Here is a 14480-nt window from a genome sequence, read left to right on the forward strand (position 1 = left end):
GACGCTCGCTGTTCTGGCGAGAAGTGGACAGCTCTCAGCGGAAGGCCGCGCTGTTGACGGGGAAGTCGAAGTACTCGTCCGGGAAGGGCTCCTGAGGCAGGTTGAAGTGCCACCACTCCCCCGTGTAGCCCTTCAGCCCGACAGCGGTGAGCGCGTCGCGCAGCCTCTCCCGGTTGGCGCGGGCCTCGCCGGTCACGCGCGGGTCGTCGGTGTGCGACCTGTCGTCGAAGCAGTCGAAGCCGGTGCCCATGTCGACGCCGTTGTCCGGGAACCGCTGCCCCACCGGCGCCGTGCACGAGGCCAGCGGCTCGCCGGGCACGTACGCGCGCTGCGGGGGCACGGGCAGCCGCACCAGGGTCAGGTCGACCGAGCTGCCCCGGCTGTGCCCGGAGTTCTCGGCGATGTAGCCGGCCGAGTACAGCTGCGACTTGTCCAGGCCCGGGTAGAACTCGGCCTTCATGCGCTGGTCATCGACGTCCTTCGCCCACTCGACGAACCGGTCGTCGGCCTGCTGCGGCCGGTAGCAGTCGTACACCTTGAGCGTGTAGCCCTGCTCGACGAGCCGTTGCTGAGCCTGGTGCAGGGCCTCGGCGAGCGGGCGCGTGAGCACGCACATCGGTTCGTCGTAGCCGGGCACGGGGTCGCCGGTGAAGTTGTGCGGCGTCGCGTACCGGACCTCCTCGACGATCGAGGGGTCGACGTCGCGCAACCGCACGAACCCGTCAGGAGCCTGCTCGACCTGCGTCGCGGGCGCGGGAGGAGGCGCGGACGGGCTGGGCGCCGGGGGTGTTGCGGGCGCGGGTGGTGCTGGCGGCGGCGGTGCGGGCGCCCCGCACGCCGCCGTCACCAGCACGAACGCCACCACCGACATGAACCCCCGAGTCATGCCGGTCACGATAGTTATCGTCGATCGGAGTCGCCTGCCGGGCGAAACTCCTGGTCAGCCGCGGGCCGTACCTCCGGGGGCGTCTCCTTCGGGTTCCTGCGGGACGGCCTCGATGACCTCGTCCTTGTTGGCGTACCGGCGCGCTGGGATCGACCGGAGTGCGGTGAGGGTCTCGGCGTCGGCCTCGCGGTCGGTGGCGAAGTCGACGAGCTGTTCGCGGTCAGCGGGGAACTCGAGTCCTTGCAGTGCCTTGTCGACCCGCATCTCATCGCGCTTGGTCATGTCCTGTCCTTCCCGCGGCGTGCCATCGGTCCAGTTGAGGACTACCCACTCGACCCGCTCGTCTCACTCGCCCCCTCGGCACCGCGCAGGCGACGGAGGCGGGGCGCCGCCACCGCCACGACCGCGATGAGGACGACGGCGGCCCCGAGGCAGGTGGCGAAATGACCGACTCCCCAGCTCCGACCGCACCCCTCGCGTCATCGCGTTCCCTGTCTCGACGCGCGCAAGGGGCCGCGATCAGCCCATTACGGTCCCGCGGCCTCGGCGAAGGAGCGGGTGATCCAGGTCGGGTCGGTGATCGCGGTCCCGACGACGACCGCGGTCGCCCCCAGGCGCAGTGCTTCGGCGACCGACTCCGGCGAGTGGTACCGGCCCTCGGCGACGATCGGCTGATCCGGGAGCGCACGGCGCAGGCCCGCCACGAGTTCGAGGTCAGGGCCCGGGCCTGTGCGACCCGCCGTGTCCTCGGTGTACCCCGACAGCGTGCTGGCCACCAGGTCGGCACCGGCAGCGGCGGCGAGCTCCCCGTCGGGCAGCGTCGCGACATCGGCCATCACCAGCGCACCTTCGGCGTGCACGGCCTTGATCACCGCAGCCAGGTCGAGGCCGTCGGGTCGTGGCCTGCTGGTCCCGTCCAGCGCGACGATCTCGGCGCCGCGGCGGGCGACCTCGACGGCGTCGTCGAGCGTGGGCGTGATGAACACGCCGTCGCGGTCCTGCTTGGTCAGCCCGATCACCGGCAGTGCCACGGCTTCTCGCACGGCGGCGACGTCGTCGAGGCCACCGGCTCCGCCGCAGCGGATCGCGCGCGCTCCGCCGTCCGCGGCGGCACGGGCCATCCGCGCGATCGTGGCGGAGTCGCGCAGCGCGTGCCCGCGACCGGCCTGGCAGGACACGATCAGACCTCCGGCGAGCTGCTGGATCAGACCGTCGCGATTCATGGGCGACCTCCGGGAAGGTGGTGCGCGGCAACCAGTGCCGCACCGAGCACGGGTGTGTCGGGCGTGGCGGGGAGCAGGACGGGCGTGTTCCTGCCGGGCGGGCGCGACTCGGCGTCGAGCGCTTCGGAGAACGGGTCGAGCAGCGGTGCGCCGAGCGCGGTCGCACCGCCGGCGACCACGACGGCGTCGAGGTCGAGAGCGGTGACCAGGCCGGACAGCGTCCTCCCGAGGAGGCGCCCGGCCCGTTCGACGACGACGGCGGCGCGCTGCTCGCCATCGCGGAGCCGGGCGGCGACCTCGTGCAACGTGAGCCCGTCGTCGTCGCTCGTCGCGGTGTACGCGGCGGCGATCGCGGGTCCCGCCGCGACGGCTTCGAGGTGGTCGTGACGTCCGCAGCCGCACGGCAGGTGACCGGGTTCGGGAGCGATCAGGTGGGCGATCTCCCCGTGGGTCCCGAACCGCCCGCGCAGCACGCGACCGTCGACGATCAGCGCCCCGCCGACCCCGGTTCCCAGCGAGGCGTGCAGGACCCGCCCGTGCTCGCGCACCCGCGCGTCGAGCGCCACGGCGGTCGCGGCGGCCCGGACGTCGTTGTCGACCGCGACCGGCACCCCGGCCCGCTCGGACAGCGGACCGGCGATCTCGGTGCCCAGCCAGCCGGGCACGGTGTCGGTGCAGGAGGTCACGCGGCCGGTGACCGGGTCGATCGTGCCCGGGGCACCGACACCGACGGCGCGGACAGGTTCGGCGCTCTCCCCCATCAGACCGGTGACCAGGTCGTTCGCCCGATGAACGATGTCGCCTCCCCCGGTGCGCGGCGTCGGGCAGCTGCGCCGGGCGCTGACCCGCTCGCCGTCGTGGACGAGGCCCGCGACGATCTCGGTGCCGCCGATGTCCACGCCGATGAGGACGTCGCTCACAGCAGGCCCGCCCGGTCGAGCAGGGTCCGGATCGTGGCGACCTCCTGCTCGGTCAGCGGGAGCTGCGGCGGCATCGTCGCAGGGCAGTCGATGATGCCGCGCAGGTGCAGAGCGGCCTTGAACGATCCCAGCCCTGCGGAGCTGGGGCCGATCCGCGCGGGGTCTCCGGCCTCGACCATGCCGAAGAGATCGGCGAGCCGGTCCTGCTCGGCGGCCGCGGCCTTGAGGTCGCCATCGCGCACGTGCCGGGCGAGCGCGAGGTAGCCGTGCGGGTCGACGTTGCCCAGACCGGGCACGACGCCGTCGGCGCCGTTGGCCAGCGCGTTGTCGACGGTCAGCTCCGAACCGGTGAGCACGACGGGCCGACGCACGCCGCGCATCCGCAGCAGCCGCCGCAGACCGGCGTCGTCACCGCTGGAGTCCTTGACCCCGGTGATGACGCCGTCGTCGGCCAACCGCAGCAGGAGCTGCGCGGAGAGCTTGGTGTGCACCGACACCGGCAGGTCGTAGGCGTAGAGGGGCACGTCGACCCCGGCGGCCACGGTCCGGAAGTGGTGTTCTACCTCGGCCGGGTGGGTGCGCGTGTAGAACGGCGCGGTCGCCACCACCGCGTCGACCCCGGCACCCGCGGCCGCGCGGGCGTGGGAGAGCACTCGCGGCGCGGTCATGTCGATCGCCCCGGCGAGGACCGGGACCTGACCTGCGGCGACCGAGGTGGCGACCTCGATCACGCTCGCGCGCTGCTGGTCGGTGAGGTAGGCGGTCTCGCCGCTGGACCCGAGCACGAACAGCCCGTCCACCCCGGCCTCGATCAGGAAGGTGAGCAACCGTTCCAGCGAGGCGGTGTCGACGTCGAGCTCGGGGGTCAGCGGGGTGCACACGGGCGGGACGACGCCCGTGATCGCAGCGGTGCTCATCTGGTTCTTCCTCGTGGTTCTCGTCGTGTGGTCGGGGTCAGGCGGTGCGGGCCGCAGCGCCGTCGATCGCGTCGGCGGCGTCGGGCCTCAGGAGTCGTTGCAGGCGGGCAGGTGCGTCGATGCCGATCAGCACGAGCACGACGGTGGTCAGGGAGAACGACAGCACGGCCAGCGCGGTGCCGAGGCTCATCGAGGCCCCGAGGGTGGCGCCGAGGGTCGGAGCCACCGCCCCGCCGAGCGCGCCCACGTTGTAGAGGAAGCCGAGGGCGGCGACGCGCTGCTTGATGGAGAAGTAGCCGCCGATCCACTTCGGCAGCAGACCGGAGATGCCCTGGCCGAAGACCTGCTGCACGAACAGCAGCGCACCCAGGACCACGAGGCTCGATCCGCCCACCGCGAAGACCGGGAAGATCACGATCTGCGAGATCAGCAGGCTGCCCCAGTAGGCGCGGCGGGTGCCGAAGCGGTCACCGGTGAACCCGGCGACGATGCAGCCCACGGCGGCGCCGAGCCCGGAGAACGACAGGACCTGGCTCGCCTCGGCGGGTGAGTAGCCCAGGTCGGTCTTGAGGTAGGTCGGCAGCAGCGACTGGATCGGCCACGAGTAGAGGAAGGCGCAGAACACGATGGCCATCACGGCCAGACCGGTGGGCCAGCGCGGCCCGGAGAACTGGACCACGTAGGACACGAAGACCGCGGCCACGAGCAGCCCGAGGACCGCGACGAGCCAGGTGGGGACACCACCGGCGGTGAAGATCACCACGAGCGCGACGGTCGCGAGCACTCCGGTGGCGATGTTCACCAGCGTGCGCGGTCCGCCGAACAGGGTCTCGGTGACCGGCGGGGCGTCGGAGTCCTTGCCCTGCTGGCTCTTCCAGTCCCGCGACTCGGGCAGGCTGCGGCGCAACCACACAGCGACGCCGATCGGCAGCAGCCCGATGATGAACAGCGCCCGCCACCCGAAGGACGGGACGACGAGGCTGTAAACGCCTGCGGCGAGCACGGTTCCGATCGAGTAGCCGGAGATCAGGAAACCGCTGGCCTTGTTGCGCATCCTGGTGGGCCAGGACTCGATCACGTAGGTCGAGCTGGCGCCGTACTCGCCGGCCATGCCCAGCCCGATGATCAGCCGCGCCGCGAAGAGCACCCCGTAGCTGGGTGCGAGGCCGCAGGCCAGGGTGCCGAGCGAGAACAGGGCGATGCTGAGCACCATCCCCGCCCGTCGCCCGAAGCGGTCGGAGTAGGCGCCGATCGCCAGGCCGCCGATCCAGCGCGAGATGAACGCCGCGGACACCAGCGTGGCCGCCTGCACGTCGGTGAGGCCGAAGTCCGCGCTGATCTCGGTCAGGACCAGGGTGATGAGGACGAAGTCGAAGCCGTCGAGCAAGTACCCGATCCACGCCGCGAGGAACGCCTTCCACTGACTCCGCTCGAGCTGCCGGTACCAGGGCACCGACGAACTCCCCACGGGCTTCTGACCGTCCATCTGCTGCACCTCTGCTCCCTTGCAGGCCATGCATCACGACGTAGGATGTCTGATGTCTAACGTCCGCAGAACGGTAGAGCCAGGAGCGGGGTGTTGTAAAGCCTGATCGGACAGGAGATCTGATGTCCTACGTCGGGTAGAGTCCGGGCACGAGGACGAGGAGAGGATCAGATGCGCACTGCCAATCGCCGGCCAGGCGGACGCTCCGCCGGCGTGAAGCCCGGCGGGCGGGCGGCCCCTCGGCACGAGACGACGGCCGACCGGATCAAGGACTACATCCTCGGCGAAGGCCTGCAGCCGGGCGACCTGCTGCCGACCGAGGCCGAGCTGTGCGAGCACCTGGGCGTGTCGCGCTCCAACGTGCGGGAAGCGGTCCGCCAGCTGACCACGCTGGACATCGTCGAGGTGCGGCACGGCCACGGGACGTTCGTGGGGAACATGTCGCTCGACGCGCTGGTCGAATCCCTGGTCTTCCGAGGCGTTCTCGTCCCCGGCGACGACCTCCGCGCCCTCCGCGAGGTGATCGACCTGCGCCTGACGCTGGACCTCGCCATGGCCGAGCGCATCGTCGACGCCTTCCGCGGCACCACCAACCCGGAACTGCACGCCCTGGTGAAGGAGATGGTCGCCAAGGCCACCAGCGGCTCACCGTTCCCGGACGAAGACCGCGCCTTCCACACCGGCCTCCTCGCCCGACTCGACAACTCCCTCGTCGGCCAACTGGTCGGCGCCTTCTGGGACGTCCACACAGCAGTGGTCCCCAAACTCGGCGTCTCCGTCGCAGTGGACCTCGAACGCACCGCCAGAGCCCACGGCGAAATGCTCGAAGCGGCAGAAGCAGGCGACCCCGAACGCTTCCGCCTCGCAGTGACGACCCACTACGAACCGATCCAACGCTCCCTGGACGAAAGAGCGAAGTAGAGCACCGGTCACCTTCGAGCGGCGACCCCTGGAGTTCGCAACCGTCCCCGCATCCGGCGTTCGCGGATGGATGCACTTCCGCGCCGAACGACGGTGGACCGTTCCTTCCAAGCGGAGCCTGCGCGGATTTTCAGCCCGGAACGTCGGACGACTCGGTATTCTTCGAGCTCGTTCTCAAACCCAGGTTCCGCTCGAAACCCCAAGCAGGGGGAAGGTTGGCGCAGCCAGGACAGAACTCATCAAGCGGCCCGGAGGAGCTCGGCGACCTCATCAAGGGCCTGCCTGAACTGGTCAGGGCGATGTCCACGCGCCAAGCGCACGCGTATCTCATGCGACCGGATGGAACGTGGGTCGGGGTGAGCAAAGAGGTGTACGCGGTGCTCTGCGCAGTCGTCGACGCGATGGCTGCGGCGACCGATCGTCGCCAGACCTTGGTGAAGGACCGCACCGAGGAGTACGTGGGCGACCTGCCCTCCGTAGCCCCAGCGGTTTTCGGAGCCGACCACGTGCACAAGAAGTAGGAAGATCGACGACCCCACGACCGCGAAGGCGATGACGAGGAAGCCACCCTGCCCCGCGGACGGTCGATCAGACAGGCAGCAAAGAACCAGGGCCGGTGCTCGGAATCATCGTCCCTGGTCATCGAGGTGCAGCTGAGGGGATTCGACCCCCTGACCCCTGACTGCCAGGCACATCACAGCCGGAGCTCGCCGAGCTTCCCCGGCGGCCGACCGGTCGCCGTGCCGGGGACCGCCAGGCGGTGATAGAGCGGGCAGGTCTCGAGCAGCCCGTCGTGATCGCCCGCCGCGACCACCTGCCCGTCGTCCAGCACGACGATCTCGTCGGCGTGGCGCACGGTGGATAGCCGATGTGCGATCACCAGCACCGCGCACTCCGCCGCGACGTTGGCCACGACTTCCGCCTGCAGCGCCTCGTTCAGCGGGTCCAGGTGCGACGTCGGTTCGTCCAGGAGCAGCAGCGAGGGGCGGGCCAGCAGTGCTCGGGCGATCGCCACGCGTTGCCGTTCCCCGGCCGACAGAGCCCCGCCGCGCTCCCCCGCACAGCTGTGCAGCCCGTCCGGGAGCCGCCGCAGGACCTCGCCGAGGTTGGCCAGTTCGACGACGCGCTCGACCTCGGCCGGGTCCGCATCCGGAGCCGCGTAGGTGAGGTTTTCCCACAGCGTCCCGTGCATCACGTGGACGTTCTGGTCGACCAGGGCGATCCGGGACCGCCAGTCGTCCAAGCTCCGCGCGCTGGCGGGCTGACCACCGAGAAGCACCGCGCCCCGCACCGGTTCGTAGAAGCGCGCAGCCAGGGCGAAGACCGTGCTCTTGCCCGCCCCGGAGCGGCCGACGAGTGCCACCGTGCTCCGCGGCGCGACGGTGAACGAGACCCCGCGCAGGACCGAGCGTTCGGAGTATCCGAAGTGGACGTCGCAGAACTCCAGCGCCGATCCGGCGGCGACGGGGCGCACCGCCGCGCGCGGCGCGTCCTGCTCGACCGGCAGGGCGCGGATCTCCTCGATGCGCTGCAGCGACCCCATGCCCTTCTGCAGCAGGCCGACGGCCTGGAACATCGACGACAGCGGCACCACCAGGTAGGAGGCGTAGAGCAGGAAGGCGACCAGGTCACCCGGCGAGCTCGTGTGCCCGGCGACCCGCATCCCGCCGATGACGAACACCAGCAGGAAGGAACCCTGCACCGCCAACTCCACCGCGGGCGCCATCACCGAAGCCAGCTTCGCGGTGCGCACCCCCGCCGCGCAGGCAGCGTCGACCTGCGTGCCGACGCGTTCGGCCTCCCGCTGCTCGGCACGGTTGGCGCGCACCAGGCGGATCGCGCCCAGCGCGCGCTCCAGGTCCGCGGCGAGCGCGCCGACGGCGGACTGCGCGTTCTCGCTGGCCGCACGGATGCCGCGCAGGAGCGTTGCGACGACCGCAGCGGCCACCGCGACGGTCAGCGTGACCAGCAGTACCAGGACCGGGTCGAGCCACAACATCAACGCCAGCGCGCCGACCGCCGTCAACGCGCCGGTCAACAGGTCCACCACGCCCTGGGACATCACGTCGCGGACCAGGGTGGTGTCAGTGGTGACCCTGGAGACCAGGTCTCCAACGCGGTGGTCGTCGTAGACGCCCACCCGCAGCCGCAGCAGCCGGTCGACCATGGTGCGCCGCAGACCGAGGACGACCCGCTCGCCCATCCGCTCCAGCAGGTACCGGCCGCAGGCGTTGACCACGGCTTCGGCCAGGAACAGCAGCACCAGACCGCCGAGCAGCAGCCACACCCCGGTGCTGCCCGACGCACCATCCACCGCCCGCTTGGCCACCAGCGGCTGCGCGAGGCCGAGTCCGGCACCCGCGAGGGTCAGCGAGACGGCTACAGCGATGGTGCGGTGGTGACCGCTCATCAGCCGTACGAGTTCGCCGAGTCCCACCTGCCCGGTAGTGCTCGCCTTCCGCACGGTCAGCCCGTTGAGCTGCTGCACGGAGCGATGACGACCAGTCGGCTGAAGTAGTCGTCCGGCACCTCCTCGCCGACCAGGTGCCCGTCCACCTCGACCCAGGCGTGCGCGCCGAACGGCGGGGCCTTGCGGGCGCCCGTGCACCACGTCGGCCACGCGCCGGACAACCGGCACAGCAGCGCCGTCGCCAGTGACCGGGGCAGGCAACCGCGTGGCCCCGCGCACGCGAGACTGGCCGCGCACACGGCGTTCCTGGCGTCCTCCGCGTGCTGGAACGTCGCGGGCGCCGCACCGCAACGTAGCAGCGAGAGGACCTTCCGGAGGCGGTGCGGCGGCAGCAGAGCGAGCAGGTGCGCGACGGCGACCGCGAACGTCGCAGCGGCCCTGCGCCCGAACGGGACGCCGGTGGGTCGGTTGATCGCGCTCGGCGTGGTCACGGCCGCACCAACCCGCAGTCGTGCAGCTCGGACAGCAGCGCAGCAACGTCCCGAGCGGCTTGGTCGCGGTCCACGTCGAACTCCGCGGCCAGCGCCGTGATCGCGTCCTCTTCGCCACCACCGGACAGCAAGGTACGGGCGACCAGCGCACCGGTGGGGTTGAGCTGCCAGTACTGGCCGCTGCGCTCGTCGAGCAGCACGGTGCCGTACTCGGTTTCGGTGGTGGAGACGTGCGTGCTCAACTGCATTCTCTTCGTCCCTTCAGGGTTGGTGCGGGTTCGAGAGCGCGCAGCCAGACTTCGCAGGCGATCGTGGAGTACAGGATCGCCTCGCGCAGGGCCGGTGTGTCTGGGCGCAGGGCCAGGTCGCGCAGCTGCTTCGCGTCGACCAGGCCGAGTTCGGCCAGCCGCGAGTTCTCCCACAGCGCGACGAGGTCGCCGCAGTGCTCGCGCAGTCCCGCGCTGGCGTCCAGCGCGGCCTGGGCCTTGTTCGCGCGGTGCAGGCAGCGGTCGGGGACGATGCCGCGCATCGCCGCGGCCAGCGCCGGCTTGTAGTACCACGGCGTGACGCGTTCCTCCGGGCGCACCGTCAGGAATTCCTCCACGACCCGGTCGTCCAGGAACGGTGAAGCCATGGGCAGGCCGGCACGCGCGGCCATCTCATCCCACTGGCGGAGCAACCGGGTGCACGCGCGGATCTGCTCGAGATCGCCGTGCATGCCGCGGTCCGGGGCGAGCGGCCGCGCCGTCGCCGCCGCCTCCCGCAGCACCCTACGGGCGAGGTCAGCAGCATCGGCGGTCATCCACGCGAAGACCCGCGGGGCAGCGCCCCAGCCGAGGGAGCCTTCGACCGGTGGCGGTGGAGGGCCGGTGAGGTCATCGGTGGCGTCGGCGAGCCATCGGCGATACGAGCGGGCATCGGCGAGCGTGCGCGCCGATGCCGCCAGCGGCCACTGCCACAGCGCGCGGAAACCCCGCAGTTGGCGCAGCGCGAACAGCGGCCGGCGGCGCAACAGTCGGTGGTAGTACGCCTCGGAGCACCAAGCGACGTTGTCGCCGCCGATCCCGGTGAGGTGCAGCTCGCTGCCCCGGTCCCGCAGCTCCGGCAGGTGGGCGAGCACCCGCGCCCGGTCCATCACGCCGATGGTGGGCTCGTCGACCAGGTCGTCGATGCCCAGCAGGCCGGCGTACACCAGCGGTGACTGCTCGGCGGGCCAGACGATGTGCTCGACTTCGGGCAGGTGCTGGGCGGCGCGCAACGCCCACCACAGGTCGGTATCCCCCCGGTCGCGGCCGGGCCAGGTGCTGGCCAGCAGCTTCGCCGCTGAGCGGGCGGCGAGGAAGGCCACCGAGGTCGAATCCAGGCCGCCGGAGAGATCGCAGCTCACTGTCCTGCCGCGGGCTCGGACGTCGACCGCGGTGGTCAGCGCCTCGCGCATGTCGGGAGCGGCCTCGGCGATGGAACGCACTGCCTGGGGAGGGTCCCACCACCGTGAGTACCGGGCGTGCGCGGCACCGTGCACGATCAGCGCCGACCCCGGAGGCACTGCGGCGACCTGTCGCCACATCGACTGCTCGGGCAGCGGATGCGGCAACGGCCACAGCAACCGGGCCGCCACCCGGCTGCGGTCCGGTTCGGCTCCGATGGCGGCTGCGAGCAGGTCTGCGCGGTCGGCTGCCACGACCACCCCGTCCACCTCCGCGTGGAACACCAAGCGCAGTCCCGCTGCCGATCCCTGCACGCGCAGGCACCCGTCGAGTTCCGCGACGAGGTGGAAGCTACCCGGGAGCGTGCGCGCCAGGTGGTCGAGCTGGGCCACGTCGCGCAACTGTGCGGCGTGCCGGGCGAGTTCTCGCTGTTCGACGGGGCAGCAGCCGATGATCGCGATGCGCGCCCTGCCAGCCTCGGCGTGGACGATGTCACCCCAGAGACCGACGAGCCACGGTCGGCCGGAGGCGTGCGGGACGATTTGGGCGTCTGCGGATCCGATGCGACGAACCACGGCTGGTGCGCCCACGCAGTCGGGGAAGACCGCGAAGTGCGCCACGCCGTGGCTCGTCTTGTGATCAGTGGCTGACATCAGTGCCGTTTCGCCACGTCAGTTCTTGCTGAGGATGAGCCGGTCGTTGCCGCGCTTCAGCAGCAGGCCGGTCTTCTTCCGGAAGGAGCCGAGCGGAATCAGCGCGGGTGGTTCGTAGGTGCGTTTCATGGCGTCCCTTCTCTCATTTCTTCCCGGGCGCGTCGAGTTTCCTCCCGGGCCCGGATTCCCGATTGCGGGTCCGGTGCGACGAATGATGTCCCGCTCTGACCCGCTGAACAAGAGCGCTATTTCGGAACAACTCTTCCGGGTGGTTCGGATCACCCCGTTGCCGGAGTCGCAATTCGGCGGAGCGCAGTTCCGTTTTCCCGGCTTCCGGGTCGCGCCAGGGGATGCCGTTGGTGGACAGCGTGAACTGGGACGCGAAGAACATTCGAACGACCGGACGGCGCTACCCGAGTTTGAACTCGTGATGGCGGCCTTCCACGGATGGTTTCACTCCTGTCGAAGCGGACCGCCCAGTATCGTCCAGGTCATGGTTCGTTTGCTGGCGGCGAGCATCACTCTGAAGCGGCCTCGAGCGGACGAACCCTCGAACGGAGCTTGAAGCGATACGGCACTAAGAAGCCCTCAGAAGGAATCGCCAATACGCAGGGGCATCTACTGGATTGCGTTGACCCGCTTCTAGATCAGACCAAACGCATACTCAAGGAAGACAAGCATCATGTTTTTGTCTTCCTTTATTGCAGAGGCGGGGAACATGGCCCATTTGGAGTCAGGAATGGTGGCGGATCACCGCGAGGCGATACAAGTAGCCGCCGAGGATCGTTACGGAAAAAAGTACGCCAAAGCGTGCTTCTTCAGAAGAAGGTTCGCGAGGCACTCGTAACAACATCGCTCGTGGTCGGAACCCGATCGTCAAGCTCCGAAGGATCACCCGAATGGAAGGCCGTGCACCTCCCCGACAGCGACGCGGTCGCCAAGCTGCGGCTAACCATGAATAACGAGATAGCCGAATCCATGCAACGCGTCGGAAGACGCTCTGGCCGCAACCGCCTTAAGCAGCCCACGACGGCGTCGCCGCTCTATACCGATGTTCAAGACCAGTCGAAGGACCGCCCCACCGCCGACCTGTAACCGTTACCCGCAACGAGAGACCCGAGCCTCGTGGGCGACGTGTGGCGTCCACGAGGCTGGGGCCGATCGTTGGACAGGCAGTTAGACAGGCAACAACGAACCAGGGCCGATGCTCGGAAGCATCGGCCCTGGTCACTGGGGTGGAGCTGAGGGGATTCGAACCCCTGACCCCTTGACTGCCAGTCAAGTGCGCTACCAGCTGCGCCACAGCCCCTTGTTCTGTTTTCCCGAGGTGTTCGGTTTGTTTCCGCCCCGCTCATCTCGTGTGCCAATACAGTACAACAGCCGTTCGGGGCCGTTTTCAGGGGGTCCCCATAAAGTGGCGAACCGCCCTGAACTGGGCAAACGCGTGCTGTCGCCTTCATCGACGACACCTGTCCTCACGGAGCCGTGGGGACTCCGTGAGGACGGTCACTCCGGTCATCCCGCGGCGGTCGTTCCGTGGGGTTTCGGCAGGCCTCTGGTGTTGGCGGCTTTGACGAACTCCGCTCTCGGGTCGTGGAGTTCGCCCAGGGCGACGACCTGGCGGCGGAACGGGAGTTCCAGGAGCCAGTCGCCGAGGATGCGGGCCTTGCGGGACGTCGTCGGCATCTTCATCAGGTGGTACGCGCGGTGCAGCAGCCACGCCGGGAGTCCCTTGAGCTTGATGCCGTAGACCTCCGCCGCGCCCCGGAACAGGCCCAGGCCCGCGACCGAGCCCGCGTGCTTGTGCCGGTACTCCTGCAGCTCCTCGCCGCGCAGCTGGGCGACGATGTTGTCCGCCAGCAGCTTCGCCTGGCGGACCGCGTGCTGGGCCGAGGGGCTCGTCAACGCCTCCGGGTCGCTGCTGGTGAGGTCTTGGACGGCGGCGCAGTCGCCTGCCGAGAACACGTTGTCGGTGCCCTTGACCTGCAACCTGGTCGTGCATTCCAGGCGCCCCTTGGAATCTCGGGGCAGATCGCTGTCCTCCAGCATCGGGTGCGGTTTGACGCCGGCGGTCCAGACGATGGTGTCCGCGTGGAAGTCGTCTCCGTCGGACAGGACCGCGTGCCCGTCCACCAGGGAGCTCGCGGTGGTGTTGAGCTTGACCTCGATGCCGATGTTCTCCAACTGCTGCTTGGTGTACTCGCCCATGTGCGGGCTGACCTCGGGCATGATGCGGCCCATCGCCTCCGCCAGCACCCAGCGCATGTCGTGCTCGGACAGCTGCGGGTAGCTGCGGATCGCGTAGCGGGCCATGCTCTGCAGCTCCGCCAGTGCCTCGATGCCCGCGTAGCCGCCGCCGATGAACAGGAACGTCAGCAGCCTTCGGCGCAACCGCTCGTCCTCGGTGCTCGCCGCGATGTCCAATCTGGACAGAACGTGGTTGCGCAGGTAGATGGCCTCGCCGATGGTCTTGAACCCGACGCCCTCCTCCGCCAGGCCCGGGATCGGCAGCGCGCGCGAGATCGAGCCCGGGACCGGAACCAGGATGTCGTAGTCGAGCGTCTCGACCTTGCCGTCGCCCAGCGTCGCCGCCAGGCACCGGTTGGCGTGATCGATGTGGTTGACCTGCGCGGTCAGCACCTCGCAGCGGCGCAGCGCCTCGCGCAGCGGAACCACCACGTGACGCGGTTCCAGCGAACCGGCGGCGGCCTCCGGCAGGAACGGCTGGTAGGTCATGTGCGGCTGGGTGTCGATGACCGTCACCCGCGCCTCACCCGGGTCCAGCTTCTTCTGCAGGCGGAGGGCCAGGGTGAGCCCCACGTGTCCGCCACCGATGATCACCACGCGTGGACTAGGCATGCTGCGGCTCCCCTCGTGCACCATCGCGCGTTCGGCGCGGGTCGACGTCGCGCTCCGGATAGCGGCGCAGGTACTCCTGCTCCAGCTCGAACGTGCGGGCGGTGTGCTCGCGCAGCGCGTCCGGCGAGCCGTGCAGGAACGTCTCGTTGCGCGTCTGGTGCAGGTGCCGGAGTTCCCGCAGCAGCAGGTCCTCGGTCAGCTCGTGCCCCGGAATACCGGTGGTGTTCATGTCGTCCTCCCGCATCGGGCAGGGGCTACCGCAACGCCGGCGGCGTCACACCCGAGTA

The 14480-nt window shown here is 69.9% G+C and carries 16 protein-coding genes and 1 tRNA gene; 3 read left to right on the plus strand and 14 right to left on the minus strand.

What is annotated here, in order from left to right; genetic code table 11:
- Positions 1 to 34: 34 nt before the first annotated feature.
- The 6 genes from E1202_RS06455 to E1202_RS06480 form a co-directional block, all read right to left on the minus strand.
- A complete protein-coding gene (locus E1202_RS06455) occupies positions 35 to 886 on the minus strand; it encodes a M15 family metallopeptidase (RefSeq protein ID WP_235877781.1) in 852 nt (283 codons plus the stop codon).
- Positions 887 to 940: 54 nt separating this feature from the next.
- The gene (locus tag E1202_RS06460; protein ID WP_132681637.1) at positions 941 to 1168 is read right to left on the minus strand and encodes a DUF2795 domain-containing protein; all 228 of its coding nucleotides are present in this window, start codon (positions 1166 to 1168) and stop codon (positions 941 to 943) included.
- A gap of 245 nt (positions 1169 to 1413) precedes the next feature.
- A complete protein-coding gene (locus tag E1202_RS06465) occupies positions 1414 to 2109 on the minus strand; it encodes an N-acetylmannosamine-6-phosphate 2-epimerase (protein ID WP_132681638.1) in 696 nt (231 codons plus the stop codon).
- Complete coding sequence (locus E1202_RS06470; protein WP_165943752.1) at positions 2106 to 3029, minus strand: ROK family protein; 924 nt, start codon at positions 3027 to 3029, stop codon at positions 2106 to 2108. Before E1202_RS06470 ends, E1202_RS06465 begins: the two co-directional genes overlap by 4 nt.
- Positions 3026 to 3946: a dihydrodipicolinate synthase family protein gene (locus E1202_RS06475; protein ID WP_132681640.1), complete on the minus strand. Its 921-nt coding sequence runs from the start codon at positions 3944 to 3946 to the stop codon at positions 3026 to 3028. The genes E1202_RS06470 and E1202_RS06475 overlap by 4 nt, the downstream gene beginning before the upstream one ends.
- Positions 3947 to 3983: 37 nt before the next feature.
- Entirely contained in the window at positions 3984 to 5432 is a 1449-nt protein-coding gene (locus E1202_RS06480; RefSeq protein ID WP_132681641.1) for an MFS transporter, read from the minus strand.
- A 171-nt stretch (positions 5433 to 5603) separates the two neighbouring features.
- Here E1202_RS06480 and E1202_RS06485 point away from each other — a divergent pair, with 171 nt between their 5' ends.
- Together E1202_RS06485 and E1202_RS31270 are read left to right on the plus strand one after the other, a co-directional pair.
- Entirely contained in the window at positions 5604 to 6353 is a 750-nt protein-coding gene (locus tag E1202_RS06485; protein WP_132681642.1) for a FadR/GntR family transcriptional regulator, read from the plus strand.
- 356 nt (positions 6354 to 6709) lie between these two features.
- The gene (locus E1202_RS31270; RefSeq protein ID WP_165943753.1) at positions 6710 to 6874 is read left to right on the plus strand and encodes a hypothetical protein; all 165 of its coding nucleotides are present in this window, start codon (positions 6710 to 6712) and stop codon (positions 6872 to 6874) included.
- Between the two features lie 173 nt (positions 6875 to 7047).
- Here the strand turns inward: E1202_RS31270 and E1202_RS06490 are convergent, their stop codons facing one another.
- Genes E1202_RS06490 through E1202_RS06510 form a run of 5 tightly spaced genes read right to left on the minus strand, consistent with a single transcriptional unit; the run spans position 7048 to position 11463 of the window.
- The gene (locus E1202_RS06490) at positions 7048 to 8841 is read right to left on the minus strand and encodes an ABC transporter ATP-binding protein (RefSeq protein WP_235877782.1); all 1794 of its coding nucleotides are present in this window, start codon (positions 8839 to 8841) and stop codon (positions 7048 to 7050) included.
- Positions 8820 to 9254: a lasso peptide biosynthesis B2 protein gene (locus tag E1202_RS06495; protein ID WP_132681643.1), complete on the minus strand. Its 435-nt coding sequence runs from the start codon at positions 9252 to 9254 to the stop codon at positions 8820 to 8822. The genes E1202_RS06490 and E1202_RS06495 overlap by 22 nt, the downstream gene beginning before the upstream one ends.
- Positions 9251 to 9502 (minus strand): lasso peptide biosynthesis PqqD family chaperone, encoded by a 252-nt coding sequence (locus E1202_RS06500; protein ID WP_132672996.1) that lies wholly within the window; start codon positions 9500 to 9502, stop codon positions 9251 to 9253. Before E1202_RS06500 ends, E1202_RS06495 begins: the two co-directional genes overlap by 4 nt.
- Positions 9493 to 11334: a lasso peptide isopeptide bond-forming cyclase gene (locus E1202_RS06505; RefSeq protein ID WP_132681644.1), complete on the minus strand. Its 1842-nt coding sequence runs from the start codon at positions 11332 to 11334 to the stop codon at positions 9493 to 9495. The genes E1202_RS06500 and E1202_RS06505 overlap by 10 nt, the downstream gene beginning before the upstream one ends.
- A gap of 18 nt (positions 11335 to 11352) precedes the next feature.
- A complete protein-coding gene (locus E1202_RS06510) occupies positions 11353 to 11463 on the minus strand; it encodes a keywimysin-related RiPP (RefSeq protein ID WP_132672993.1) in 111 nt (36 codons plus the stop codon).
- Between E1202_RS06510 and E1202_RS06515 the strand changes: the two genes are divergently transcribed.
- Positions 11462 to 11899 (plus strand): hypothetical protein, encoded by a 438-nt coding sequence (locus tag E1202_RS06515; RefSeq protein ID WP_132681645.1) that lies wholly within the window; start codon positions 11462 to 11464, stop codon positions 11897 to 11899. The two genes, E1202_RS06510 and E1202_RS06515, sit on opposite strands and share 2 nt — an antisense overlap.
- Before the next feature lie 671 nt (positions 11900 to 12570).
- On the opposite strand, the gene E1202_RS06520 is transcribed toward E1202_RS06515, so the two are convergent.
- The 3 genes from E1202_RS06520 to E1202_RS06530 form a co-directional block, all read right to left on the minus strand.
- Positions 12571 to 12643: transfer RNA gene (locus E1202_RS06520), tRNA-Ala, on the minus strand.
- A 206-nt stretch (positions 12644 to 12849) separates the two neighbouring features.
- Positions 12850 to 14193 carry an NAD(P)/FAD-dependent oxidoreductase gene (locus tag E1202_RS06525; RefSeq protein ID WP_132681646.1) on the minus strand — a complete coding sequence of 448 codons (1344 nt, stop codon included), beginning with the start codon at positions 14191 to 14193 and terminating at the stop codon, positions 12850 to 12852.
- Positions 14186 to 14437 carry a DUF6158 family protein gene (locus E1202_RS06530; RefSeq protein ID WP_235877784.1) on the minus strand — a complete coding sequence of 84 codons (252 nt, stop codon included), beginning with the start codon at positions 14435 to 14437 and terminating at the stop codon, positions 14186 to 14188. The genes E1202_RS06525 and E1202_RS06530 overlap by 8 nt, the downstream gene beginning before the upstream one ends.
- Positions 14438 to 14480 lie beyond the last annotated feature (43 nt).

Source organism: Saccharopolyspora karakumensis, from assembly GCF_004349225.1.
GTDB classification, from domain to species: Bacteria; Actinomycetota; Actinomycetes; order Mycobacteriales; family Pseudonocardiaceae; genus Saccharopolyspora; species Saccharopolyspora endophytica.

Bases quoted from the DNA above. Each gene is read 5' to 3' on its own strand.
- E1202_RS06455 (WP_235877781.1), bottom strand. From the start codon at position 886: ATGACTCGGGGGTTCATGTCGGTGGTGGCGTTCGTGCTGGTGACGGCG.
- E1202_RS06510 (WP_132672993.1), bottom strand. From the start codon at position 11,463: ATGAAACGCACCTACGAACCACCCGCGCTGATTCCGCTCGGCTCCTTC.
- E1202_RS06525 (WP_132681646.1), bottom strand. From the start codon at position 14,193: ATGCCTAGTCCACGCGTGGTGATCATCGGTGGCGGACACGTGGGGCTC.
- E1202_RS06465 (WP_132681638.1), bottom strand. From the start codon at position 2,109: ATGAATCGCGACGGTCTGATCCAGCAGCTCGCCGGAGGTCTGATCGTG.
- E1202_RS06515 (WP_132681645.1), top strand. From the start codon at position 11,462: ATGGCGTCCCTTCTCTCATTTCTTCCCGGGCGCGTCGAGTTTCCTCCC.
- E1202_RS06475 (WP_132681640.1), bottom strand. From the start codon at position 3,946: ATGAGCACCGCTGCGATCACGGGCGTCGTCCCGCCCGTGTGCACCCCG.
- E1202_RS06505 (WP_132681644.1), bottom strand. From the start codon at position 11,334: ATGTCAGCCACTGATCACAAGACGAGCCACGGCGTGGCGCACTTCGCG.
- E1202_RS06460 (WP_132681637.1), bottom strand. From the start codon at position 1,168: ATGACCAAGCGCGATGAGATGCGGGTCGACAAGGCACTGCAAGGACTC.
- E1202_RS06480 (WP_132681641.1), bottom strand. From the start codon at position 5,432: ATGGACGGTCAGAAGCCCGTGGGGAGTTCGTCGGTGCCCTGGTACCGG.
- E1202_RS06485 (WP_132681642.1), top strand. From the start codon at position 5,604: ATGCGCACTGCCAATCGCCGGCCAGGCGGACGCTCCGCCGGCGTGAAG.
- E1202_RS06500 (WP_132672996.1), bottom strand. From the start codon at position 9,502: ATGCAGTTGAGCACGCACGTCTCCACCACCGAAACCGAGTACGGCACC.
- E1202_RS06530 (WP_235877784.1), bottom strand. From the start codon at position 14,437: ATGCGGGAGGACGACATGAACACCACCGGTATTCCGGGGCACGAGCTG.